Annotated in this window: 18 protein-coding genes and 1 pseudogene; 8 read left to right on the top strand and 11 right to left on the bottom strand. The window is 68.0% G+C overall.

Features of this window, described 5'->3' with window-relative positions; all coding sequences use genetic code 11:
• Positions 1–8 precede the first annotated feature (8 nt).
• Entirely contained in the window at positions 9–2,591 is a 2,583-nt protein-coding gene (locus DXK94_RS04630; RefSeq protein WP_115524049.1) for a glycoside hydrolase family 78 protein, read from the top strand.
• A gap of 134 nt (positions 2,592–2,725) precedes the next feature.
• Here the strand turns inward: DXK94_RS04630 and DXK94_RS04625 are convergent, their stop codons facing one another.
• Positions 2,726–3,460, bottom strand: a complete 735-nt coding sequence (locus tag DXK94_RS04625; protein ID WP_079596740.1) for a GAF and ANTAR domain-containing protein — start codon at positions 3,458–3,460, stop codon at positions 2,726–2,728.
• Between the two features lie 184 nt (positions 3,461–3,644).
• Here DXK94_RS04625 and DXK94_RS04620 point away from each other — a divergent pair, with 184 nt between their 5' ends.
• On the top strand, positions 3,645–4,691 hold the full coding sequence (locus tag DXK94_RS04620; protein ID WP_115524048.1) for an aldo/keto reductase: 1,047 nt from the start codon (positions 3,645–3,647) through the stop codon (positions 4,689–4,691).
• Positions 4,692–4,701: 10 nt separating this feature from the next.
• Here the strand turns inward: DXK94_RS04620 and DXK94_RS21360 are convergent, their stop codons facing one another.
• On the bottom strand, positions 4,702–4,860 hold the full coding sequence (locus tag DXK94_RS21360) for a hypothetical protein (RefSeq protein WP_181884737.1): 159 nt from the start codon (positions 4,858–4,860) through the stop codon (positions 4,702–4,704).
• 73 nt (positions 4,861–4,933) lie between these two features.
• On the opposite strand from DXK94_RS21360, the pseudogene DXK94_RS21595 reads away from it, so the two are divergent.
• A pseudogene (locus tag DXK94_RS21595) lies at positions 4,934–5,128 on the top strand (DUF3040 domain-containing protein); the annotation flags it as partial.
• On the opposite strand, the gene DXK94_RS04610 reads toward DXK94_RS21595, so the two are convergent.
• On the bottom strand, positions 5,084–6,196 hold the full coding sequence (locus DXK94_RS04610; protein ID WP_115524046.1) for a DMT family transporter: 1,113 nt from the start codon (positions 6,194–6,196) through the stop codon (positions 5,084–5,086). The pseudogene DXK94_RS21595 and the gene DXK94_RS04610 overlap by 45 nt on opposite strands.
• Positions 6,193–6,786 (bottom strand): TetR/AcrR family transcriptional regulator, encoded by a 594-nt coding sequence (locus DXK94_RS04605; RefSeq protein ID WP_115524045.1) that lies wholly within the window; start codon positions 6,784–6,786, stop codon positions 6,193–6,195. Before DXK94_RS04605 ends, DXK94_RS04610 begins: the two co-directional genes overlap by 4 nt.
• Positions 6,787–6,920: 134 nt before the next feature.
• Here DXK94_RS04605 and DXK94_RS04600 point away from each other — a divergent pair, with 134 nt between their 5' ends.
• The 5 genes from DXK94_RS04600 (at position 6,921) to DXK94_RS04580 (ending at position 12,199) form a co-directional block, all read left to right on the top strand.
• Positions 6,921–7,781 carry an SDR family NAD(P)-dependent oxidoreductase gene (locus DXK94_RS04600; RefSeq protein WP_258868431.1) on the top strand — a complete coding sequence of 287 codons (861 nt, stop codon included), beginning with the start codon at positions 6,921–6,923 and terminating at the stop codon, positions 7,779–7,781.
• Positions 7,782–8,060: 279 nt separating this feature from the next.
• Positions 8,061–8,537 carry a hypothetical protein gene (locus tag DXK94_RS04595; protein WP_115524044.1) on the top strand — a complete coding sequence of 159 codons (477 nt, stop codon included), beginning with the start codon at positions 8,061–8,063 and terminating at the stop codon, positions 8,535–8,537.
• Positions 8,534–10,453, top strand: coding sequence for a glycoside hydrolase family 15 protein (locus DXK94_RS04590; RefSeq protein ID WP_258868430.1), 1,920 nt, complete (start codon positions 8,534–8,536; stop codon positions 10,451–10,453). Before DXK94_RS04595 ends, DXK94_RS04590 begins: the two co-directional genes overlap by 4 nt.
• 205 nt (positions 10,454–10,658) lie before the next feature.
• The gene (locus DXK94_RS04585; RefSeq protein WP_079596747.1) at positions 10,659–10,958 is read left to right on the top strand and encodes a DUF4193 domain-containing protein; all 300 of its coding nucleotides are present in this window, start codon (positions 10,659–10,661) and stop codon (positions 10,956–10,958) included.
• A gap of 170 nt (positions 10,959–11,128) precedes the next feature.
• Entirely contained in the window at positions 11,129–12,199 is a 1,071-nt protein-coding gene (locus DXK94_RS04580; RefSeq protein WP_115524042.1) for a quercetin 2,3-dioxygenase, read from the top strand.
• Positions 12,200–12,273: 74 nt separating this feature from the next.
• Here DXK94_RS04580 and DXK94_RS04575 read toward each other — a convergent pair whose 3' ends face one another.
• The 7 genes from DXK94_RS04575 to DXK94_RS04545 form a co-directional block, all read right to left on the bottom strand.
• Entirely contained in the window at positions 12,274–13,506 is a 1,233-nt protein-coding gene (locus DXK94_RS04575; RefSeq protein ID WP_115524041.1) for a DUF3500 domain-containing protein, read from the bottom strand.
• Complete coding sequence (locus tag DXK94_RS04570; RefSeq protein WP_115524040.1) at positions 13,484–15,268, bottom strand: FAD-dependent monooxygenase; 1,785 nt, start codon at positions 15,266–15,268, stop codon at positions 13,484–13,486. The genes DXK94_RS04575 and DXK94_RS04570 overlap by 23 nt, the downstream gene beginning before the upstream one ends.
• Positions 15,268–16,134, bottom strand: a complete 867-nt coding sequence (locus tag DXK94_RS04565; RefSeq protein ID WP_115524039.1) for a fumarylacetoacetate hydrolase family protein — start codon at positions 16,132–16,134, stop codon at positions 15,268–15,270. Before DXK94_RS04565 ends, DXK94_RS04570 begins: the two co-directional genes overlap by 1 nt.
• A gap of 74 nt (positions 16,135–16,208) precedes the next feature.
• Positions 16,209–17,078, bottom strand: a complete 870-nt coding sequence (locus DXK94_RS04560) for an alpha/beta hydrolase (RefSeq protein ID WP_115524038.1) — start codon at positions 17,076–17,078, stop codon at positions 16,209–16,211.
• A 178-nt stretch (positions 17,079–17,256) separates the two neighbouring features.
• Positions 17,257–18,210 (bottom strand): alpha/beta hydrolase, encoded by a 954-nt coding sequence (locus DXK94_RS04555; RefSeq protein WP_115524037.1) that lies wholly within the window; start codon positions 18,208–18,210, stop codon positions 17,257–17,259.
• Complete coding sequence (locus tag DXK94_RS04550; RefSeq protein ID WP_115524036.1) at positions 18,210–19,262, bottom strand: alpha/beta hydrolase; 1,053 nt, start codon at positions 19,260–19,262, stop codon at positions 18,210–18,212. The genes DXK94_RS04555 and DXK94_RS04550 overlap by 1 nt, the downstream gene beginning before the upstream one ends.
• A complete protein-coding gene (locus DXK94_RS04545) occupies positions 19,259–21,949 on the bottom strand; it encodes an alpha-L-rhamnosidase (protein ID WP_115524035.1) in 2,691 nt (896 codons plus the stop codon). The genes DXK94_RS04550 and DXK94_RS04545 overlap by 4 nt, the downstream gene beginning before the upstream one ends.
• Positions 21,950–22,104 lie beyond the last annotated feature (155 nt).

Below are 22,104 nucleotides of genomic sequence, written 5' to 3'. Positions count from 1 at the left end.
GAGGCCTTATGTCTGCCACCGTCCAACCGGTGACCTTCGAGCATCTCCCCGGTGCCTTGGGCATCGGGACCGCAACACCCCGTATCTCCTGGAAGACCCGCGCCGATCCCGGCTGGGCCCAGTCCGCCTACCAGGTGTCCGTGACCTCGGCGGCGGGCACCTGGCTCAGTGAGCGCATCGAGTCGAAGGACTCGGTGCTTCAGCCGTGGCCGGCCCGGCCGCTTGGTTCCGGCGAGCGCGCGGACGTCAGCGTGCGGCTTTGGGGGGAGGCAGATGAGGCGCCCGGCCCCTGGAGTCCCGCCGCCGCCGTCGAAACCGGCCTGCTGTCACCTGCTGACTGGACGGCAACCCCCATCACCCCGTCCTGGGATGAGGACCCGGATTCGGACCGGCGTCCGCCGCTGCTGCGGCGCGGTTTCACGCTGTCCAGGCCGGTGGCGTCGGCCCGCCTGTACGTCACCGCGCACGGGCTGTACGAAATGGAGGTCAACGGAACCCGGATCGGAAGCGACGCCTTCTCCCCCGGCTGGACCGTGTACGGCAAACGGCTGCGCTACTACACCTACGACGTCACGGCCCAGCTCGCCGAGGGCGAGAATGCCATGGGCGCCTGGCTGGCAGATGGCTGGTATCGCGGCCGTTTCGGCTTCCACGGCGGGCACCGGAACCTCTACGGGGACAAGGTGGCGCTGCTGGCGCAGCTGCATGTCACGCACGACGACGGCTCCGTCACCATAGTGGGAACGGACAGCGAGTGGAAGGCCGCCTTCGGGCCCATCCTGTTCACCGGCCTGTACGAGGGCGAGGACCACGATGCCCGCCAGCTCCCCGCGGGCTGGAGCAGCAAGGGGTTCGACGACGGCGGCTGGCAGCCCGTTGCCGCCGTCACCAGGGACCCTGCCACCCTTGTGGCTCCCGAAGGTCCTCCGGTCCGGTGCACCGATGAAGTGAAGCCGGTTAGCGTCTCCACGTCGCCGTCGGGAAAGCTCATCCTGGATTTCGGGCAAAACCTCGTGGGCAGGCTTCGGATCAGTGTCCAGGGCGAAGCAGGCGCCAAAGTCACCTTGCGCCACGCCGAGGTTCTGCAGGACGGCGAGCTCTACACGCGGCCGCTGCGGGGAGCAGCCGCGACGGACGTCTACACCCTGGCAGGCGGAGCACCGGAAACGTGGGAGCCGCGCTTCACCATCCACGGCTTCCGGTACGCCGAGATTGAGGGCTGGACCGGCGGGGACACCGCCCAAAACGTCGTGGCCCGCGTCTACCACACCGACATGGAACGCACCGGCTGGTTCGAGTGTTCCGACGCCGGCCTGAACCGGCTGCACGAAAACGTCCGCTGGAGCATGAAGGGTAACTTCGTGGACATCCCCACCGACTGCCCGCAACGCGACGAGCGCCTGGGCTGGACCGGGGACCTCCAGGTTTTCGCTCCCACCGCCACCTTCCTCTACGACTGCTCGGGCATGCTCTCCTCGTGGCTCAAGGACGTGGCCGCCGAACAATCGCCGGACGGGACCGTTCCCTGGTACGTTCCCGTCATTCCCGGCGGGGACTACTGGACGCCCGTGCGGCCCGGTGCGGTGTGGGGCGACGTCGCGGTCCTCACTCCGTGGGTCCTCCATGAACGGTTCAACGATCCCGGGATCCTGGCTGACCAGTACCCCAGCGCGAAAGCGTGGGTGGACCTGCTGGACAAGCTGGCCGGAGACAGCCATTTGTGGAATACAAGTTTCCAACTGGGTGACTGGCTGGACCCCAGCGCCCCGCCCGAAAAGCCGAGCGAGGCAAAGACCGACCGCCATCTGGTGGCGAGCGCATACTTTGCCTGGTCTGCCCGTCACCTTGCCAAAATGGCCGGCGTCCTGGGCAAGTCCGGGGATGAGCTGCACTACCTGGAGCTGGCGCGGGCTGCGGCTGACGCCTTCGCCGCTGAGTACATCCTGCCTGATGGCCGGATGACCAGCGACGCACAGACCGCGTACGCGCTGGCTATTGTGTTTGACCTCTTTCCCACTGTGGAGCTCCGGCAGCTCGCAGGGAAGCGGCTGGCCGGGCTGGTGCGGGAAGCCGACAACCGGATCGCCACAGGCTTCGCCGGAACCCCGGTGATCACCGACGCGCTGACTCAAGTGGATGAGCTGGAAACTGCGTACGATCTGCTGCTGGAGAAGGAGTGCCCCTCCTGGCTCTACTCAGTAGAACAGGGAGGGACCACCATTTGGGAACGGTGGGATTCGCTGCTTCCCGACGGCACCGTCAATCCCGGCGAAATGACGTCCTTCAACCACTACGCGCTGGGCGCGGTGGCGGACTGGATGCACCGCTGCGTCGCCGGGCTGGCGCCCATGGAGCCTGGATACAGGCGGATCCTCTTCCGGCCGCAGCCCGGCGGCGGCCTCACCTGGGCCTCGGCGGCACATGAAACCCCCTACGGACGGGCCGCCATTTCATGGCGCACCACTGCTACAGGCCTGAGTGTAGAGGTTGAGGTGCCCACCGGAACCACTGCACGGGTGGAGCTGCCCGGGCAGGAACCTGTGGAGGTCGGCTCCGGAAGGTTCGACTACACGGTGGCCGCAGTCTCCTAAAGGTGCTGCCGCACCTGTAGCGCCGTCCGGCTGGAACCGGAGCTGCTATCCGCAGCGCCGGTTCCAGCCGGACTTCCTCCATGCCCTCCCGTTGAGGGCTCCAAGTGTGTGGTTCAAGGCCCGCAGTGCGCGGTTCAGGGCTCGAAGTGCGTGGTGACCGCTCCACCATTCACCCGCACCAGGATGTCCGCCGCCAGTTCCCGGAGCTTCTGGTTGCGGTGGCTGGACGCCTTGGTGAGGAGCGCCATCGCCTCTTCCTGGGAGCAGCGGTTCTGGGCCATGATCACGCCACAGGCGAGGTCGATGGTGGTGCGGTGTTCCATGGCTGCCGTCAGGTCATCGGCCAGGTTCTGCGCATCGGCAATCTTCAGGGCCAGCCGCAGTGCACGGCCGGCGAGGTCCGCAAAGCCTTGTGCCGTGGAGATGACGGCATCGGAGAAGACCCCGGGTTCGGAAGCAAAGAAGTTCAGCGCGGCCGACTGGTGCTGGTCCAGTTCCAGGGGAACTCCCAGGGCGCTGCGGCAGCCGTGTTCGGCGAGGACTTTCCGGTACTGCGGCCAGCGCGGTTCCGTGTCCACGTCTGCCAGGACAACGGGCTTCATTATCTCCAGTGCGGTCAGGCAAGGCCCTTGGCCCAGCGCCTGTTCCAGCTCGTCCAGCTCGCGTGCGCGGTCGCTGTTGCCCGCAACCGTGGTGCTGCGCTTGCGCCGCCGGAGCGTGACGCCGCATTCGATGACCGAACCGGCGGATTCGGAAACAGATGACGCCGCCACCGTGGACAGCTCGCCGAGGAAGCCGTTCACGTTGGTGCTGCCGATTATCAGGTCGTGCAGCTTAGCGAACTGCTCGTCAGAACTTGGGGTGGCCATTTCCCCAATATAAGCCTGGGGACGGGCTCGGCGCGCGCCATAAAACGTCATCGCGGCACTTCATGGTTACTCCGTGCGTCGAAAAGAGAAGGACTAAGGCAGGAATCTTCAGGCCTCCGGCGGATCTGTGTAGCCTCGTGACGATCAAGGGCATGCAACGCAAGGCATCGGGAGGAGACCGGGGATGAGCCTCAGCGAACTGCGGGTGTTCGGGCGGTCGGGGACCCCCATCAGTCCGCTCACTTTGGGCACCATGAATTTCGGCGAAGGAACGGGCGGACCGTCCGGCGCGCCCACCGGCGCCGAGGAGAGCATCCGCATCATCCACGCGGCGCTCGACGCCGGGATCACCGCCATCGACACCGCGGACGTCTACTCCCAGGGCCAGTCCGAGCAAGTGGTGGGCAGGGCACTGCGCGGCCGCCGCGACGAAGTCTTCCTCGCCACCAAGTTCCACGGACAAATGAGCGCGAACCCCGCCCATTCCGGAAACTCGCGCCGCTGGATCACGCAGGCCGTGGAGGGGAGCCTCCGCCGACTGCAGACCGACCGCATCGACCTGTACCAGGCCCACCGGCCGGACTACAACACCGATGTGCTGGAAACCATCACCACCCTTAACGACCTGATCCGGCAGGGGAAGATCCTCTATTACGGCACGTCCGTGTTCACCCCGGCGCAGTTGGTGGAGGCGCAGTGGCTGGCCACCACGAACCACCTCATTCCGCCGCTGGGCAACCAGGTGCCGTACTCCATGCTGGTGCGCGGCAACGAGCGCGACGTGCTGCCCATCGCACAGCAGTATGGTCTGGGCGTCCTGGCCTACGGGCCGCTGGCAGGCGGCTGGCTGTCCGGCAACTTTGTGCTCGAGTCCGGCCAGGCGCCCACCCGGGTCCATTCGCTCCCCGGACGGTATGACATCTCCGGACCGTCCAGTGAGCGCAAACTCCTGGCCGCGGACTCACTGGCCCGGCTGGCGGACAAGCTGGAGCTCTCGCTCGTGGACCTGGCGGTTGGCTTTGCCCTGGCCCACCCGGCCATCAGCAGCGTGATCATCGGCCCGCGCAACGAGGAGCACCTGCAGGCATACCTGCGCGCGGCGGATGTCCGGCTCGGCGAATCCGTCCTGGACGCCATCGATGACCTGGTGCCGCCGGGCACCAACTTCGTGGAGCGCGACGCCGGCGCCATCGTCCCGTCCATCGAGTTCGCGGAACTGCGACGGCGGTAGCTGCGGTGGGCTAGCCCCGTCGCCGGACATGGCGCAGGGCCACGTGGTAACCCGCCCGGAACGCCAGGGCGGGGAGCCCCGCCAGGATCAGCCCGTAACCCACCCTGGCCGTGCCGTCCACAAAGACCAGCTCATCCGAAGAAAACGGCTGGGTGGAGAGGGGCGTCAAGCCCGGCGCCGGCAGGTCTTGACTGGGCGGGATAAGGCTCCTACGGTCAATACCGATATCCGCATCTCATGAAATGCAGGGGCATGCCATGCCAATGTCCGAAGAGGAGCGGAGGCTGCTCAAGGAGCTGGAGCTGGGCCTGATTGCCGACGATCCCCATCTGGCCATGGAGCTGCTCTCCGGTTACCCGGCCCGCCGATTTCCGGCAGGCCTTTTGACTGGCTCAGCCGTTTGCCTGATGGGGCTGGTACTCCTGATGGCGGGAATCGGCAGCGAGGCGCCTGCCGCCGTCGTCCTGGGTATTTTGCTGCTGGGGCTGGGCGCCTGCCTGGTCCTGGCCCGGTTCTGCCCGCACAGGCAGCGGCGCCGGGAACAGCCCACCGGTTGACCCGTGCCCGCTGCCGCCCGGCGCGCGCCCCCTGGCACGGCGGGCGACCGGCGTCAGGATGAACAGGCTTCCCAGTACGACGGCGGCGCCAAGCCAGCCAAGTGCCGGGAGCCGTTCCCCCACCACCAGCACGGCGAGGACCGCGGCCACCACCGTTTCCAGCAGGGAGATGCCGGTGGCAGTGCTTGCCCGGATGCGGGCCAGCCCCCAGCCGAACAGGACGTACCCTGCGAACATCGGAACGAGCGCCATGTAGGCGCCCACCGAGAAGTTGGTCCACGACTCCAGCAGCGGCCTGCCCGTCACGGCCAGCACCGGCATCAGCAGCAGCCCGCCAATGCCGAAAACCGCGCCCATGGCGGCCCTGGACGTGATCCCGCCGCCGATCAGCCGGTGTGCTGCCCAGGAATAGAGGGCATACGTCCCGCCGGCCACCAGCCCCAGGAGGATCCCAGCGGTCGAGGCCCACGGGCCGGCGCTTTCGGAGCCGGACGGGCTATGGCCGGCAAAGGACAGCAGCCCCGCGCCGGCCACTCCGAGCGCCGCACCGATGACCCACCGCCGGGTGAGCGGCTTGCGGTCCGCGAACCGCTCGATCAGCGCCGCGGCAATGGGGGCCGAACCGATGGAGACCACGGTTCCGATGGCCACCCCGGAAAGATGCATCGAACTGTAGAAGGCCAGGGGGTAGACGGCAACGGCTGCTGCCGCCAGGGACACCAGGCGCCTTCGCTCCACCAGGCCGCGCCGCTGGTCCATAATGTGCCTGGCCGCGTACACCGCCTGCAGCAGCCCGCCGATGCCCATCGCTACGGCTCCGATGGCAAGCGGGCTCACGGACGGGGCGAACGTGGCCGCTGTTCCTGTGGTTCCCCAGAGTATTGACGCCGCCACGACAAAGAGGGCGCCCCAGAGCGGGGCGTTCGGGTGGCTGTGATCTGCTGTCACAGGTCTTCCAGCATCCGCATAGCGATGGCCCGGGCATCCTGGAGCCGGTCATCCCGGCCTTCCAGGCCCGCCCTGGCCATGGCACCCTCCAGCAGGAAGGACAGGTGCCGGGCCAGGTCCGCGGCCTGTTCTTCCTGCCCCGGCAGCAGCCCGGCCACATGCTCCGCCAGGAGGCTTTCCACTTCTTCCTTATGCTGCCGGACGGCAAGCCTGCCGGGGTCACCCGCCGGCAGTTCCGCAGCGGCGTTGAGGAGGCCGCAGCCCCGGAAACCATGGCTGTAGGCGGCGTTGGCGTGGTCCACATAGGCGTCGAAGATGGCCAGTACGCCTTGGCGGGGACCCCTCGCCGCCTCCAGCCTGCCCCGGTACAGGCTGAGCCATTCCTCATGCCGGGCTTCCAGGTAGGCCGCCACCAGGTCGGCTTTGGACGAGAAGTTGTTGTACAGGCTCTTCTTTGCCACTCCCGCTTCCGCAGTAATCGTGTCGATACCGGTGGCGGCGACGCCCCGGGCGTAGAACAGCCGGGCAGCGGCGTCGAGGAGCAACTCCCGGGCCGGACGCCTGGGCGGGATGGAAATGTGGTGGGACATACAGCTCCTCGGAGTAGGTAGACCAGTATACCTACTTGGTGCGGTTTCACATGCCTGCCCGGGCAACCCTTGGGCTATGGCCAGGACCGGTGATTCGTGCTGGGATATTGACGGGATGGAAGCGTCGGGAGGCGATGGCCGTGGGTTCGATGGATGGACGCGTTGCGCTGGTGACCGGGGCGACAGGCGGCCTGGCAAAGGCAGTGGCCGCCGGCCTGGCCCGGGAAGGCGCCACCGTCGTAGTGGTGGGCCGCACCGCGGCGCGGGCGGACGAAGCTGCGGGGGAAATCCGCACCCGGGTTCCGGCAGCGACGCTTGAGCCGCTCGCCTGCGATCTTTCCCTGCAGTCCTCGATCCGTTCCGCCGCGGACACGTTCCTGTCCCGGCATGACCGGCTGGACGTCCTGGTCAACGCGGCGGGGGTGTTCCGCAAAGAACGCCACGAGACCCCTGACGGGCTTGAACTTACCTTCGCCACCAACGTGATGTCCTACTTCCTGCTGACGAGCCTCCTGTTGGACGCCCTGAAGAGAGGCGCCGCCACCAACGGGTCCGCGCGGATTGTGAACATCGCTTCGAGGTACGGGAATACGCGGCTCAGCTTTGGCGACCTGCAGACCGCCAAGGGCAAGTACAGCTACCTCCGCTCCACTCCCCCAACCATGCTCGCCCGCGTCCTCCTGACGCAGGAGTTCGCGGAGCGGCTGAAGGGATCCGGCGTTGTGGCAAACGCTGCACATCCGGGCCTGGTCAAGAACACCGCACTGCTGCGGGACGTGGGCGGGCCGTTCCGGTGGGTCACCAACACGTTCGGCAGCCCGGCCGACAAGGCTGCCGACACCCCTCTATGGCTGGCCACCTCAAGCGAAACTGCTGGAGTTACCGGCAAGCTGTGGGCCCGGCGCAAGGAGCTGCCGACGCCGGGAATGGGCTCCGACCCGCAGGCACGCCGGCGGCTCTGGGAAGAGTGTTCCCGGCTGGCCAATCGTCCGTAAGACGACCTTCTCCCGCAGGCGCCGGGTCTCGCATCTCGCATCTCGCATCTCGCGCAATCCTTCTCGACTACGGCCGCGTCCGTTCAGCCGCCACCTTGCCGTCCGACGCAGCTCCTCACGCCCTGTCCGAAGCGTCTTGACAGGCCCCTGCACCGGTTCTAAATTCAAGGTATTCCTTTTTAGAGCGAGGGGCCATGCTTTCTCCCACAATCCATACCTTCGCCGGCGTTGCACCGGCCCGGGCCTCCGGAGGGCAAGCCCGGAGCGGGGCGGCATGAGATGGACTGGCAAGGGTGGGCCCTCTTCGGACTGCTCGCAACGGCGGCACTGACAGTTGTCCTGATCGCCGCTCAGATGGCAGGACTCACGCGGCTTGACCTTCCACTGGTGCTCGGCACCATGGTGACGCCGGATCCGGACCGGGCACGGGTGGTGGGCTTCTTCATCCACCTCGTGGTGGGCCAGGTGTTCGCCCTCGGGTACGCCGCAACGTTCGCCCTGCTGGGCCGGGCAACCTGGTGGATCGGCGCACTGCTGGGGCTCCTGCACGTGGCGGTGGCGCTGACCGTCATCCTGCCCCTGCTGCCGGGCGTCCATCCGAGGATGGCGTCCACCAGGGCGGGCCCCGGAACCGCAGCCGTGCTGGAGCCCCCCGGGCTGCTGGGACTGAACTACGGCATCCAGACGCCGGCAGTCGCCGTCGTGGCCCATCTGGTCTACGGTGCCTTGCTCGGACTCCTGTGGAGGGCGCTATGAAACCCGGGCCGGGGACGCGGCAACAGGCCATGCCCGGCAGGAAGGCCACGGCACCACCCCTTCCGGCTCACCCACCTCCCCGTCCTGCCCACCCCTGGCAGCCGGCGCCCATCGCGGACTACGGGTTAGTGGGCGACACCCGGACGGCGGCCCTGGTATCCACCCGGGGGTCGGTGGACTGGATGTGTGCTCCGGCTTTCGACGGCGAGCCCATCTTCGGTGCCCTGCTCGGAGGAGGGGACGCCGGCTGGTTTGTTGCAGGTCCCGCCGGACCGGCTGAACTGGCAACGCGCCGGTACCGGGGCAACACCGCCACCCTGGAAACCGTCTGGCAGTCCGGCAAGGGACGACTGACCCTGACTGAGGCGATGGTGGCCGAAGTATCGGGTGCCCTTCTCCCGGCGACGGTCCTTGTCAGGCGACTCAGTGCTGAAGGTGCCCCGGTGACCGCCACCGTCGATTTCAATCCGCGCCTCGGCGAAAACCACCGCCGGCCACGGGTGAGCAAACGCGGCCGGGACATCGTCTGCGAGTGGGGACCGCTGGCGCTCTCGCTGGGCTGCAGTACGGAGTTTCCGCTGGAATGCGGCACGCAGCAGACCTTGACCGTGCATCCCGGCCGGCCGGTGACACTGGTCCTCGCACTGGCGTACGGGGAACCGCTCATCCATCTGGACCCATCGGCAGCCTGGGACCTGCTCCGCCGGGACGAACAGCGGTGGGAGGCATGGTCGGAGGCGGTGGACGCGGACATGCCGTTCCGCGCGCACGTGCTGCGGAGCCTGCTCACCCTCCGGCTGCTCACTTACTCCCCCTCGGGCGCTCCGGTCGCCGCCCCCACTACCTCCTTGCCGGAGGACCCCGGCGGAATACGGAACTGGGACTACAGGTACGCCTGGCCGCGGGACGCAAGCATCGGCGTCGGCGCCTTTTTGCGGGCAGGCAAAACCGACGAAGCCCTCGCTTTCCTCGGCTGGCTGCTGCATGCCAGCCGGCTCCAGCGCCCCCGGCTCCCCGCACTGCTGACGCTGGCCGGCGGGCATGTTCCCCGGGAACGGGTGCTTCAGGGCTGGCCCGGCTACGCGGGGAGCAGGCCGGTGCGGACCGGCAACGGCGCCGCCGGGCAACACCAGCTGGACGGTTACGGCTGGGTGCTGGACGCGGCATCCGTCCTGGTGGACGGCGGCCACCCGCTCTATTCGGAAACGTGGCGGGCCATGCGCGGGTTTGCCGACCTTGTGGCGGCGCAATGGGCCGAACCCGACGCCGGCATCTGGGAGATCCGCGCTGACGCCGCCCACCATGTCCATTCCAAACTGATGGCCTGGCTTGCACTGGACAGGGCGCTGCGCATCGGAACCACGCACCGCCTCAGCAGCGGCCACCGCCGTCGCTGGCAGCTGGCGCGGGAGGCGCTTGCGGCGGAGATCCGCAGCAAAGGCGTGGATCCGGCCCGGAACACGTACACCCGGACCTACGGTTCGCAGGACCTGGACGCAGCCCTGCTGGTTCTTCCGCTGATTGGACTGGACGAACCGGAATCGGCCAGGGTCCGGGCCACCGTGGATGCCGTCAGGACGGAATTGGCCGCCGGCGGCACCCTGCTGTACCGGTACCCGCCGGGGAAGGACGGGCTGGCCGGCGGCGAAGGCGCCTTCCTCCCGTGTTCCTTCTGGCTGGTGCAGGCGTTGGCCATGACCGGCAGGAGCGCCGAGGCGGAGGCGGCGTTCCGCTCCCTGCTGGACCTGGCTTCCCCGCTGGGGCTCTTCAGCGAAGAGCTGGACCCTGCATCGGGCGCGCTCCTGGGCAACTATCCGCAGGCCCTCACCCACGCCGCGCTGGTCCAGGCGGCTTTGGCGCTCCGGGACAACCCGCCCATCAACGCAGGGAAAGCCCCACGGCCGGCTGGACCATAAAGTGAGCCGGCCACTGATCCGGCAAGCACAACCAGCAGGAACCCATCGGCATCGTGGGAGCCGTGGCTGGCGCCGTCCCGGCGCTATGGCGTCTGCAACCGTAATTCAGTATCTTGGCAGCGCCGGGAATATCTGGGGACCGCCCCGGGTTTTCGCTCTGTCCAGAATAATCTGGGCACCAGAAGCCGGACAGGAGAACGCATCAATGGCAGTTGACTACGACGCTCCGCGGGTGACACCGGAGGAAGAACCCAATGTCGCCCTGGAGGAGCTCAAGACCGAGAAGCCGGGGCGCCGGGAGGCAACCCCCGACGTTGACGAGACGGACCTCGCGGACAGCTTTGAGCTGCCCGGAGCCGACCTTTCGAACGAGGAACTCCAGATCCAGGTGGTTCCGGTCCAGGCCGACGAATTCACCTGTATGTCCTGTTTCCTGGTTCACCACCGCAGCCAGTTGGCGAGGGAAAAGGACGGCAACAAGTACTGCCGGGAGTGCGAGTCCTGACGGGGAGCAGCTGCAGGGCGGAAGCGGGCCACTCCGCTTCCGCCGGGAATCACAGCTGCCTGGGGTTTTGGTTTTCATCCATTGGAATTTCCGGTCGTGGCCGGAGCTTCGGCGCGCCATGATGTAGGTCACGCTCCGGCAAGGGCCGGCCGACTGGAAAGAAGGAAACCATGTCCCTCGGCGTTGAGGAAATGAACACCCAGCTCCCGGCAGCCAACGTGCTGCCCGGCGAAGCGGTCCCCTACTACATGGCGTCCGGCGAGGGCGCACGCTACGAAATCAATGGCCAGCTGGTGACGGTAATCGCCCGCGCGGCGGACACCGGCGGCATCTTCAGCGCCGCCTACATCTCGGGCGGCATGGGCGCGGAATCCCCCTTCGTGAGCCACCAGGTGGAGCACAAGACCCTCTACGTTTTTGACGGCATCCTGCACGTCTGGCTGCCCGGCGAAAGCCGCATCCTCACCCCGGGCGACTCGGTCGTTATCCCGCCGAACACCCCGCACGCCTACCGAATGGCCAGCCACTACACCCGCTTCCTGAACTGGATGACCCCCGGCGGCGCGGAGGCGTACTACGAGCGGGTGGGCACCCCCATCGATTCCCACGTCCCGCCGGTGCGCGCCGGCCACTCGGCAAGCCTGCAGGAGCAGGCCGAGGTGGGTGCCGAGTTCGGCATCACCTTCCCCGACGTGGAGCGCGCGGCCCCTTCGTTCAAGCACGACGCCGGCCTGCCGCCCACGCAGAGCCCCTACTTCCTCAGTGCCGGGGAAGGCGAGCGCCTGGTCAGCTACCAGACCATGTTCACCTACCTGTCCAGGCCCGCCAACACCGGCTCCAACTACTTCGCGGTGCACACCAAAGGCGCCAAGTCGCCCTACATTCCGCTGCACTTCCACTCCGAGCACACGGAAAACTTCATCTGCACGGAGGGCCGGATGTGGCTGTACGCCAACGGCCGGGAGGTGCTGCTGACCAAGGGCGACTTTGTGCACGCCCCCGCCGGCACCATCCACTCGTTCGCGTTCGATTCCCACAACACCCAGATGCTGGGCTTCCTGACGCCGTCCGTCTTCAACGGCTTCTTCGAGTACTTCAACAAGCCCACCGAGGACTACATGTACACGGAGGGCGGCGAGCCCTACATGGACATGGAAGGCTTCGGCCGGGCACAGGCCGAGATGGACCTGACCGTGGTGGGTCCCCCGCCGCAGCGCCGCGCCGCGCTGGACATCCCGTAACGTCCCGCCGCAACGGCCAAAAAGCAGCACCAAAGAAGGCCCGGACTTTTGAAAGTCCGGGCCTTCTTGCTGTGTTAGCGGGCCTGCTTCACCAGTTCACGGCCGTAGTCGTTGCCGTTGGGCGTGCGGACCACGGTGTGCATGTGGAACGGGGCGGGCTCGTCGTTGCTGAGGAACACGCCTGTGTGGTGGTCGAGTTCCAGTACCACCACCGGGCTTTGGATCCGGAAGTAGAATGCCTCCTCACCTTTCCAGCCGCCGATCCAGCTGAAGAAGGTCTCGCCATAGTGCTCCTGGATCTCCCGCCGTCGGGCAGCCCGAGGGCCGTCCGGGAGGTAGGCGATGAAGTCGTCCACCACGGCATCCAGCAGCGCACGGGCGTCCGCCGGCATGCCGGTCACCGGGATGCCCTCGTACGGGATCACCCGGTTGTCCTGGAAGCAGCCGCCCAGGTGGCGTTCGTCGCCGGGATGGATGCGCCCCTCGGGCATGGCGGGATCCACCATCTCCTGGTAGACCGTTGACTCCGCCCGGAGGCCGTCAGGCAGCGCACCCATCAGCGCGCGGGCCAAGGCGATCCGTTCCTTGAACACCTTGACCCCCTTGTAGGGGCCGTCGTCGATCATGTCCGGTTCGGCACCCATGAACACGGGTGAGATCACCAGTTGCGTCCCGGCCACCAGGCAGTTCAGCGCGGCGTGATGGCCGAAAATCTGCCAGCCCCACGGCTCGGTCTCGGACGGCTCGCCGTACAGGGCCACGTTGTAGCTGAATTCGTTCATCAGCAGCGGCAACTCCACCAGGTCACCCAGGAATCCGTTGATCCGCATCAGGTTCCGCACCAGCCCGTAGCCCTCGGCGCTCAGGCTTGCCTCCACCAGCGCCAGGGCTGCGTCGCGGACCGGCGGGTCCAGCTCATCCAGCCGCAGCCCGGTATCATGCTGCATGAACTCGGGGTTGGCCCAGCTCTGCCATTCCGGAGCGTCGACGGCGTAGCACAGCTTCCTCTTCTGCTCCGGCGTCACTGCGCCCAGCAGCTTGCCGGCTGCCGCCACCATGTCCGCCGTCGGCGCTTCTTCGCCGGGACGTGCGGCGGCCAGCGGAAACAGGCCTTCACGGCGGACGCCGTCGCTGGTGATGCCGCTAAAGGGCTGCGGATAGAGTTTTTTCCAGCCTTCAACCATGGGCGCGGCGAAGGAATCGGTGGTGGCCGCTTCCGCATATTCGCGGGCGTTCAGGCCCCGAATTTCCGCCACCCGGGGGTGGTCCGGGGCAAAAAGAAAGTCACGGAATGACAGCGTCGACACGGGTGCTCCTGAAATCGTCGTGGGATGCCGGGCTTTCGAAAACCGGCGGCTGGGATTCCGGCTCCTGGGATTCCGGCTGCCGGGTTGCTGCCCAGCCGGCGGCGGTGGACAGTGCTGCGGCGGCAGCCCCGGCAGAGCTGCCGCGCCATGCCACGTGCTGGTCCGGACGGACCAGCACGGCGTCCGCTCCCCACAGCTCGGAGGGCGGTGTTCCGTCGTCGAAAGGGCCGACGGCGGCAACGGCCACCGGGATGCCCAGCCGGGCGGCGGCGTCCAGCACCGGCGCAAACGACTCGGCTGCGGGCACTCCACCCAGCACACCGGCGTCGGCCAGCAGGGTGAAGCCCGCGCCCAGCCGGCTGTAGACAGACGTGGAGTCCTCCAGCCAGGCGTGCGGCAGCAGTGCGCCGGGGCTCGCGGAGGGAACATAGCGGATGGGGTCCTCGGCGGGGACTGGCGAACCGTCGGGCACCACCACGGATGAATCACCGTAGGCGTACCCAAGCACCAGGCCCAGGGAATCGAACTCGCTTTGCTTCACGGCGAGTGCCTGCTCCGCCGCCTGCCGGGCGGCTTCGCCTGCCGGGCCTGCGGCGCCCAGGCCAGGGTCGGCGAAATGGTAGGCCAGTGCCTTGCCGTTGGCCGCGGCGTCGCTGATGGTGCGGGCGGCCACCGGCCGGCGCTCCTCCCCGTAGCTGGCCAGGAGCGCGGGACCGGCCCATCCCGTGATGGTGGCGGCGAGCTTCCAGGCCAGGTTGGCGGCGTCACCGATGCACGTGTTGAAGCCATGTCCGCCCCAGGGCGGGTTGAGGTGGGCGGCGTCGCCAACCAGGAAGATCCTGCCTCTGCTGTATTCGGGGGCCAGCAGCATGCGGGCCGTCCAGGGATCGGTGGCAAGCACATCAATGTCCACATCCGAACCCACAAGGGAGCGCACCAGGGCGCCGGCCTCCTCCTGGTCCACGTCCCGGTCCGGGTCAACCCCCTGCACAATGGCCCACCAGGTGTCCTGCAGGTCCATGGGGCCCACCATGCCTGCTGCCTCCGAGCCCACCACCCAGTACTGGACGGCGGGGCCCAGTGCCACGGCAGATGCGAGCCCGCTGGAACGGAAGAGGATGCTGATGTTGGACAGCGCCGCGGACCCGCCTTCCAGCCGGATGCCCAGGCTGCGCCGCACGGTGGAGGATCCGCCGTCGGCCCCGATCACGTAGTCCGCGGTGACGGTCCGGCTGATGCCGGAAGGGCTGGCGACGGCGACGGCGTACGGCGCGTCTTTCCCGGAAACCTCCGTCACGGACCAGCCCGTCACAAAGGTCACCAGCGGATTGCGTGCCGCCGCATCGCGCAGCACCTCTTCCAGGACCGGCTGCGGAACCTGCTGTCCGCATTCGGGCTGGGGGCCGTACCGGCCCGGGACCAGCTGGAACGCGTTGCGGAAACGGCGCAGCTCATGCGCCGCGGGACCGGTGAGGCCGGTGCAGAAAATAACGTCCTGCGCGTAGTCCACCGGGAGCGGCGAGGCTGCCCGGAGCGCGTCCGCGAGTCCGAGCCTTCGCAGGTGGGTCATGGTGCGGGCGTTGGTGGTTTTCGCCCTCGGCCGGGTGTGGTCCACCGTTGTCCGGGGCTCGATGACGATGCTGGGGATACCGCGGGCGGCCAGGTCGAGGGCCAGGAACAACCCGCTGGGGCCGCCTCCGGAGATGACAACCTGCGCCTCCTCCGGGATCCCGCTTGCCGCCGCGTCCTGGAAGGTGGCCATCAGGCACGGCTCCGGAGTGAAACATCACCGACGGGCGTGGTGAGGGTGCCGAGCTTGTCGATCTCCACCTCGACGGTGTCGCCCGGCTGGAGCAGCCACTGGGGCGTGCGGGCGTAGCCGACACCTTCTGGGGTGCCGGTGGCGATGACGTCGCCCGGGTGCAGCGTGAAGGTCCCGCTGATCAGCGAGATGATGGCCGGTACCGAGAAGATCATGTCGCGGGTGTTGCCGTTCTGGGCCTCCACACCGTTGACCCGGGTGCGCACCTGCAGCCCGTCACGGAGGTCGCCCACCTCATCGCGGCTTACCAGCGGGCCGAGTGGTCCGCTGAAGTCGCCGTTTTTGCCCAGTGTCCACTGCGAGGTGAGCTTTTGGGCGGTGCGGGAGGTGATGTCGTTGAAGGTCGAATAGCCGAAGACCGCCTCTGCGGCCGTGGCCTCGTCCGCAGATTCCACCCGGCGGCCGATGTAGGCGGCAACTTCGCCTTCCCAGTCCAGGCCCGCTTCGCCCGCCGGGACAGGAACGGGAACGTTGCCAACTGACAGGGATGCCGTCCAGCGCCCGAAAAGGGTGGGGTACGGCGGAAGTTCCTGGTCCTTGTAGCTGCCCTCGGCGGCGTGGGCTTTGTAGTTCAGTCCCACGCAGATGACCCGCGCGGAAGCGGGGACGAGCGGTACTTCGGTGACGCTGCCGCGCTCCAGCGAGGTGCCGGCGTCGGACGCTGCAGACACCAGCGAGACAGACTTGTCTTGCCAGCCCTCCGCGTCCGCCCAAAAGTCCGAAACCGGGGTGAGCGGGACAACGCGCGTGCCCGCGAGGGCCGCTGCCCAGGGTTCGCCAAAGTGGTTGATGCCGATGAACTGCATGTGAAGCCTTTCGGGTCTGCCCGGCACGCTTGGGTGCCGGGTTGCGGGTCTGTGGTTCTGCTGGGTGGTCTTGTTCAGTGGTTCTGCGCCTGGCGGCGGAAAAAATCGATGGTGGCGGTGGTGGCTTGCTGCGCGGCGGCCTGGCTCGCATCCGGAAGCGCCCACATGTGGTCAGCCTCCTCGATCAGGAGAAGTTCGACGGCGGCGCCCGCGGCTTCCAGCGCCGCGGCAAAGGTGGCGGACTGGGCCACGGGGACGTACCGGTCGCTGGTTCCGTGGGCGAGGAGGAAGGGCGGCGCATCCGGGTGTACGTAGGTGATCGGGCTGGCGGCGGCGGCCTTGTCCGGAGCGTCCGCGGGCTGCGCACCGATCAGCAGGGCTTCCCGCGAGCCGGGATCGTCGGCGCGGGCGACGGCATCCGGCCTGGCCTGTGTGCCCATCCGGTTCAGGTCCGTGGGCGGGTACCAGGCGGCTACTGCGGCCACTGTGTCGTCAGTGCCGTTGCCGGGTTCGCCAAATTTCCTGACGCCGGCGGTCAGGCCCACCAGGCTGGCGAGGTGCGCGCCTGCCGAATCACCCCAGGCGTAGATGCGGCGCGGGTCCACGTTGTATTCGGCGGCGTGCTCCCTCAGCCACCGGACTGCCGCCTTGGCGTCCAGCAGCTGCGCGGGGAAGGTGGCAGCGGAGGTCAACCGGTAGTCGGCGGACGCGACCACAAAGCCCGCATCCACCAGCTGCTCGATGGGGCTGAGTCCGAAGCTGTCCACGGTTGGTCCCAGCGAGGAGCGACCGCCGGTCCGCCAGCCGCCGCCGTGGAAATGGACGACGGCGGGAAAAGTGCCCCCGGTGGATGAGCCCGCCGGCGGGTAGAGGTCCAGCAGCAGCGGGCTCGAACCATTGGGGCATGCGAACTCAATGCCTTGAAGGATCCGCCCTGCCGTCATCGTTGACTCCATGTGCACTACGCCGTTCTGTCCGTGTTTTTGTTGTCCGCGGGCCTGCCGTGCGGGCTGCGTCCTGACTCAACTTTCGGGCATATGGCTGCTGCCCGGCGCGGGCGGTTTCACTGAATGAAAAGAGTTCGGCTGGGTCGGGACAGGCCCCGGCAGGCGCTGCAAGCAGTCACCGGGCACGCGCCGAGGACAGCTCCCTGGCCAGGAAATCCAACGCCGGCTGACCCTCGGGAAGTCCGGCCGTGTGGTTCAGGTGACCGTGGAACGCACCTTCCGCCAGGAAGTACGTCAGGGGAACCTTGGCCCGTTCCAGGGCCGAGGCGAACAGCTCGGACGAGCCGCGGGCGTCGTCGTACTCGCAAGCCAGCAGGGCCGTGGGCGGAAGCCCGGCAGGGTCCGCGTAGCCGGGCATCGCATAGGACGATGCCATGCTCACCGGCCCGCCCACGTAGTTTTCCGCCTGCCGGATGCAGTCCTCGGGCGTAAACCGCAGGTGCCGCGGCAGCCGCGCCATCACTTCCTCGTCCAGGCCCTTCGCCGGCGGCGAAAGTTCCGCGTGCAGGAACGGGTACGCCAGCAGGAGCTTGGCCGGCAGTGGTTTTCCGGCGTCAATCAAGTACAGGGCGGCACCCACGGCAAGGTTTCCGCCGGCGCCCGCCCCGCCCAGGCACAGAAGCTCCGGGTCCAGGCCAAGGGACCCTGCGTTCTGCCGCGCCCAGAACCACCCTGTCAGGGCGTCGTCGTGCGGAACCGGGAAGGAGACGCCGTCCCGGGCCAGCCGGTAGTCAATGGAGAGCACCGGCGTCCCGCCGTCGGCCAGCACCCGGGCGAGGTAGTCGGATTCCGGAATGTCCAGCCCGCCGCTGACGAACCCTCCCCCGTGCAGCCACACCAGGGCCGGACTGTCCGGGGAAGTCGCCTCACCGTAGATCCGGACACTGACCGGACCGTGCCGGCCGTCAGCGGAGACGGTACGGATGGGAACGTCCGGCCCCGGGGAGCGGACAGCGTCCGGGTTAAGGAATTGGGGCCCTTCCGGGGTGGCCAGGTATTCGGCAAAACCGGCGTCGGGTGCCAGGCCGCTGCCGGCAACCGGAGCGGTATGTTCTGTTTGCGGGGACATCACGGCTGCCCCAGTTTCCGGGAGAAGTACGAAACGGCGGTGGCCAGGATGGTGTCCATCTGGTCCTCCGCGCCGAAGAAGCAGTGGTCACCGCCCTTGATGGTGACCACTTCATGCTCCACTCCGGCAGCGGCGAGCGCCGCGGCGAGGAGGTCGGTCTGAGCGTGCGGCACCAGTCCGTCGCGGTCGCCATGGACCAGAAGGAATGGCGGCGCCCCGGCATCGGCATACATGACCGGGCTTGCGGCGGCAAGCAGCGCAGGATCATCCGAGCCGCCCACCAGCATGTACTCGGGCTGCAGTGACATCCCGGCCGGCACTGCGGCCGTCAACGCCGGCGGAAACAGTCCGTCCGGCCTGGCCATGGGCGGAATGTCAACGAGGGAGGAGACGCCGTAGAAATCGACGACGGCGCTGATGGCACTGGGGTGACCCTGCGCGCCGAGCCCGCCGTCAAGGTCCCCGCGGTTCCCGGTCAGCCCCAGCATGGCCACGAGGTGGCCGCCGGCGGATTCGCCCCAGGCCCCGAATCGGGCGGGGTCCACGCCCAGGACCTCCGCGAATTCACGGAGGTAGCGGACAGCGGTCTTGAGGTCATGCAGCTGCGCAGGGAAAGGTGCTTCAAGTGAGTGCCGGTAGTCCACGGTGGCACAGGCGATGTTGGCCTCGTTGAGGAGGCGGAACACCGAGTCCGGCGCGAACGTGGGCGGCAACTCGCGCCGGTCCCCCAGCTGGAACGCGCCGCCGTGGACCCAGAGCACCAGCGGGACCGGGCCGGACGCCTGGCGTGGCAGCCAGACGTCCATCTTCAGCGGCCGGAACCCGATGGCGCGCGCATAGGTGAGTTCCCGGTGCACGGTTGAAATGTCCGAGGCCGGTTCCGGAGTGCCGGGGGCGTCGAAGACGGGGAACGGCGGAACATCCACCCCGCCAGGGCGGGAAGTGTCCGGCGGAGAAGTGTCCAGTCGGGAAATGTCCAGTCGGGAAGTGTCCGTCGGGGCGACATTCTGGCGGGCAGGATCGAATACGTCGGTTGCTTCTTCCACTGTCATAGTGTGCTCCTCACAAGCTCGGGTTTCCGGACGCCGCCGGCGGCGGCAAGAAAGGTGTGTGTCCCGGGGCCCACGACGGCGGCGGGCCGGCCGGGCAGCCGTACCTCGGCGCTGGTGCCGGACGGGACCACGGCGGTGAGCGTCAGCCCGCCGTCGTCCGTTGCCCACTGCACTTCAATCAGGCCCTGCGGGCCCTGGTGGGAGGTGCCGGCTGACGTCAGTCCTGCCCCGGGGCGCGGCTCGATGATGACCTGTTTGTAGCCCGCGCTGCCCGGCGCCTGCCGGAGCCCGGCGGTGTAGCGGTGCAGGAAGGACACCACGGCGCCCTTGCTGTAATGGTTGAGCGACTGGTGCGGGATGCCGTCCACATCCACCCCGTTCCAGAGTTCCCACATGGTGGTGGCGCCCCGGTCCACCATGGCCAGCCAGGACGGTTCGGTGTCCTGCATCAAAAGCTCGTACGCCAGGTCAAGTTCGCCGTTGTCTGCGAGGACGGGCAGCAGGTAGGGCGTGGCCAGGAAGCCGGTGCCCAGGTGGGTGCCGGCGTCCCGGATCAGCGACACCAGCTGCGCGGTGGCGGCGGCCCGATGTGCGGGGCTGACCAGGTCGAAGGCCAGGGCGCGGACGCAGTTCGCCTGGCTGGCCTGCGTAACCCGTCCGGCAGCATCGAGGTATTCGGTTTCCCATGCCTGCCGGATGGCGGCCGAGAGCGCGGCCAGGTCCCGGGCTTCGGCGGGGAGATCCAGGACGTGGGCGATCCGCGCCATCAGCGCGGTGGTGTTCCGGTAGAAGGCGGTGGCCACGATGCCGTGGTCGGCATCGCGGGCGGCGAACAGGTTGGGCGGCGGCCCGCCCGGTTCCATCCATTCGCCCCAGTGGAAGCCGGTGTCCCACAAATACTTCTCGTGCGGCGCGGCTACGGGACCGGCGGCTGCGCGGGAGGCGTGCCGCTGCGAGTCGGCGGTGGAGCGGACAAAGCCGAGCCAGCGGTTCATGGCGTCCCAGTTTTCCGCAAGGATGTCAGCGTCCCCCGTGGCCAGGTACAGCTCCCACGGGACCATCACGATAGCGTCGCCCCAACCGGCGGACCCGTTCACGAAGGCCATGAAGTCGGCGGAGGTGGCGGCGGGCCCGGGCGAAGGTGAAATGTTGGCAATAATCCCGTTGTCCCATTGGTCCGCCCGCACGTCCCGGAGCCACTTGCGGGAAAAGCCTGCGACGTCGAACAGATAGGCGGCGGTGGGGACGAAGAGCTGCCAGTCCCCGGTCCAGCCGGCCTTTTCGCGTTGCGGGCAGTCGGTGGGGACCTCGCAGGAGTTGTCCCGGAAGCTCCATTCCACGATGTCATGGAGCCGGTTCAGCCGGTCGTCGCTGCAGCTGAAGGAGCCGATGCTCTCCAGGTCGGTCTGGACCAGGCAGCCGGTGATGTCCTCCGGCAGCAGATCGGCCCGGAGCCCTTGGACGGAGACGTACCGGAAGCCGTGCGTGGTGTGCCGCGGCTCGAACATTTCCCCGGGCGTTCCCGAGGCGATGACGGAGTCCACCTGTCCCGCGTCAAGGAAGGCGCCGGGGGAACGGAAGTCGTGCGGGCGGAGGTGGTCGCGGGTGACGTCGCCGGTTTTGTCCAGCGCCTCGCCGTAGGCCAGGGTGACTGTCTCGTCCGGGTCCCCCAGCTTTCCGAGCCGCACCCAGCCGTGGATGTTCTGGCCGAAATCCACCACCTGGTTCCCGCCGGCCAGGCGCGTGATGGACAGCGGCGCGAACTCCCGGACCACGCGGGTGGGCGGCGCGGTTGGTCCTGCCAGGTTGCGGTACGAGCAGTTGCGGACGACGGCGGCACCCGCCGTGGGTGCGCCGCCGGCCGTCCCCGTGTTGCCGGGCACCCGGAAGTCCACGCGCTGGCCCGCCATCAGGTCTGCGGCCACGATCTCGGTGGGCGTGACGTGCCAGGACGCGTCGGTGCCGATGACCCTCCGCCCCGGCCCGGACTCCAGTTCCAGCTGGGCAAGGAATGCCGTCTGTGTTCCGTACATGTCGGCGTCGCGCGTGTAACCAAACGTGCCGCGGTACCAGCCGTCGGTGAGCACCGATGTGACGGTGTTGGTGCCCGCGCGCAGCAGCGGGGTGACATCGTGCGTCTGGACCTGGAGGGTGCTGTGGTAGCTGGTGGATCCGGGCGTGAGCTCCTGGTTGCCAACGCGCTGCCCGTTGATGAACAGTTCGTAAATGCCATGAGCGGTGGCATAAGCGCGGGCCACGTCCGGGGCGTTCGCCAGGGAGAAGCTGGTGGAGAGGGCATAGCCGGGGCGCTGTCCCGGCGGAGGGGTTTCCCGCTCCTCCGGGCCGATCCACCGGGCTTGCCAGTCGGAAGGATGCAGGAGTCCCAGTTCCACGGCCATCGGCGCGGACCAGCCGCTGTCCGTTTCGGTGCCGTCGTCACGGATGTTCCACGTGCGGACACGCCATTCGAAGCGGCTCCTCGACTGCAGGGCAGGGCCCGTGTACGGCACTAGCAAGTGCCGGCCGGAGGGCACCCGGCCGGTGTCCCACCCGTTGGCGGCCTGGATGCGGTAGCCCGACTGGGCTGTGGTCCCGGCCGGCGGTGTCCAGCTCAGGCGCGGCCGCGTGGTGGTGAGGCCGATGGCTTCGGCCAGGTGCTCGGCCCGAAGCCGGGTGGGGGCAGTCATGGAACGGACTCCTGAACGTGAGGTGGCTGACGCTTCCAGCTTCGTTTCCGGACTACCTCGGCCCACAGCTCACTTTCATTGACTGGAATAGTATTGTGGGGCAGCTCACTGCGGAACCCATGACTTTGGGTGCATCAATCAACGGCGCTAGGAAC

Origin of the sequence: Arthrobacter sp. RT-1, from assembly GCF_003367205.1 — a bacterium.
Classification (GTDB): domain Bacteria; phylum Actinomycetota; class Actinomycetes; order Actinomycetales; family Micrococcaceae; genus Arthrobacter.
Note: the sequence above shows the minus strand (reverse complement) of the source record. Positions and strands in the feature narration are given on the sequence as shown.

Bases quoted from the DNA above. Each gene is read 5' to 3' on its own strand.
- DXK94_RS04630 (WP_115524049.1), top strand. From the start codon at position 9: ATGTCTGCCACCGTCCAACCGGTGACCTTCGAGCATCTCCCCGGTGCC.
- DXK94_RS04625 (WP_079596740.1), bottom strand. From the start codon at position 3,460: ATGGCCACCCCAAGTTCTGACGAGCAGTTCGCTAAGCTGCACGACCTG.
- DXK94_RS04620 (WP_115524048.1), top strand. From the start codon at position 3,645: ATGAGCCTCAGCGAACTGCGGGTGTTCGGGCGGTCGGGGACCCCCATC.
- DXK94_RS04605 (WP_115524045.1), bottom strand. From the start codon at position 6,786: ATGTCCCACCACATTTCCATCCCGCCCAGGCGTCCGGCCCGGGAGTTG.
- DXK94_RS04600 (WP_258868431.1), top strand. From the start codon at position 6,921: ATGGCCGTGGGTTCGATGGATGGACGCGTTGCGCTGGTGACCGGGGCG.
- DXK94_RS04595 (WP_115524044.1), top strand. From the start codon at position 8,061: ATGGACTGGCAAGGGTGGGCCCTCTTCGGACTGCTCGCAACGGCGGCA.
- DXK94_RS04590 (WP_258868430.1), top strand. From the start codon at position 8,534: ATGAAACCCGGGCCGGGGACGCGGCAACAGGCCATGCCCGGCAGGAAG.
- DXK94_RS04585 (WP_079596747.1), top strand. From the start codon at position 10,659: ATGGCAGTTGACTACGACGCTCCGCGGGTGACACCGGAGGAAGAACCC.
- DXK94_RS04580 (WP_115524042.1), top strand. From the start codon at position 11,129: ATGTCCCTCGGCGTTGAGGAAATGAACACCCAGCTCCCGGCAGCCAAC.
- DXK94_RS04570 (WP_115524040.1), bottom strand. From the start codon at position 15,268: ATGGCCACCTTCCAGGACGCGGCGGCAAGCGGGATCCCGGAGGAGGCG.
- DXK94_RS04565 (WP_115524039.1), bottom strand. From the start codon at position 16,134: ATGCAGTTCATCGGCATCAACCACTTTGGCGAACCCTGGGCAGCGGCC.
- DXK94_RS04560 (WP_115524038.1), bottom strand. From the start codon at position 17,078: ATGACGGCAGGGCGGATCCTTCAAGGCATTGAGTTCGCATGCCCCAAT.
- DXK94_RS04555 (WP_115524037.1), bottom strand. From the start codon at position 18,210: ATGTCCCCGCAAACAGAACATACCGCTCCGGTTGCCGGCAGCGGCCTG.
- DXK94_RS04550 (WP_115524036.1), bottom strand. From the start codon at position 19,262: ATGACAGTGGAAGAAGCAACCGACGTATTCGATCCTGCCCGCCAGAAT.
- DXK94_RS04545 (WP_115524035.1), bottom strand. From the start codon at position 21,949: ATGACTGCCCCCACCCGGCTTCGGGCCGAGCACCTGGCCGAAGCCATC.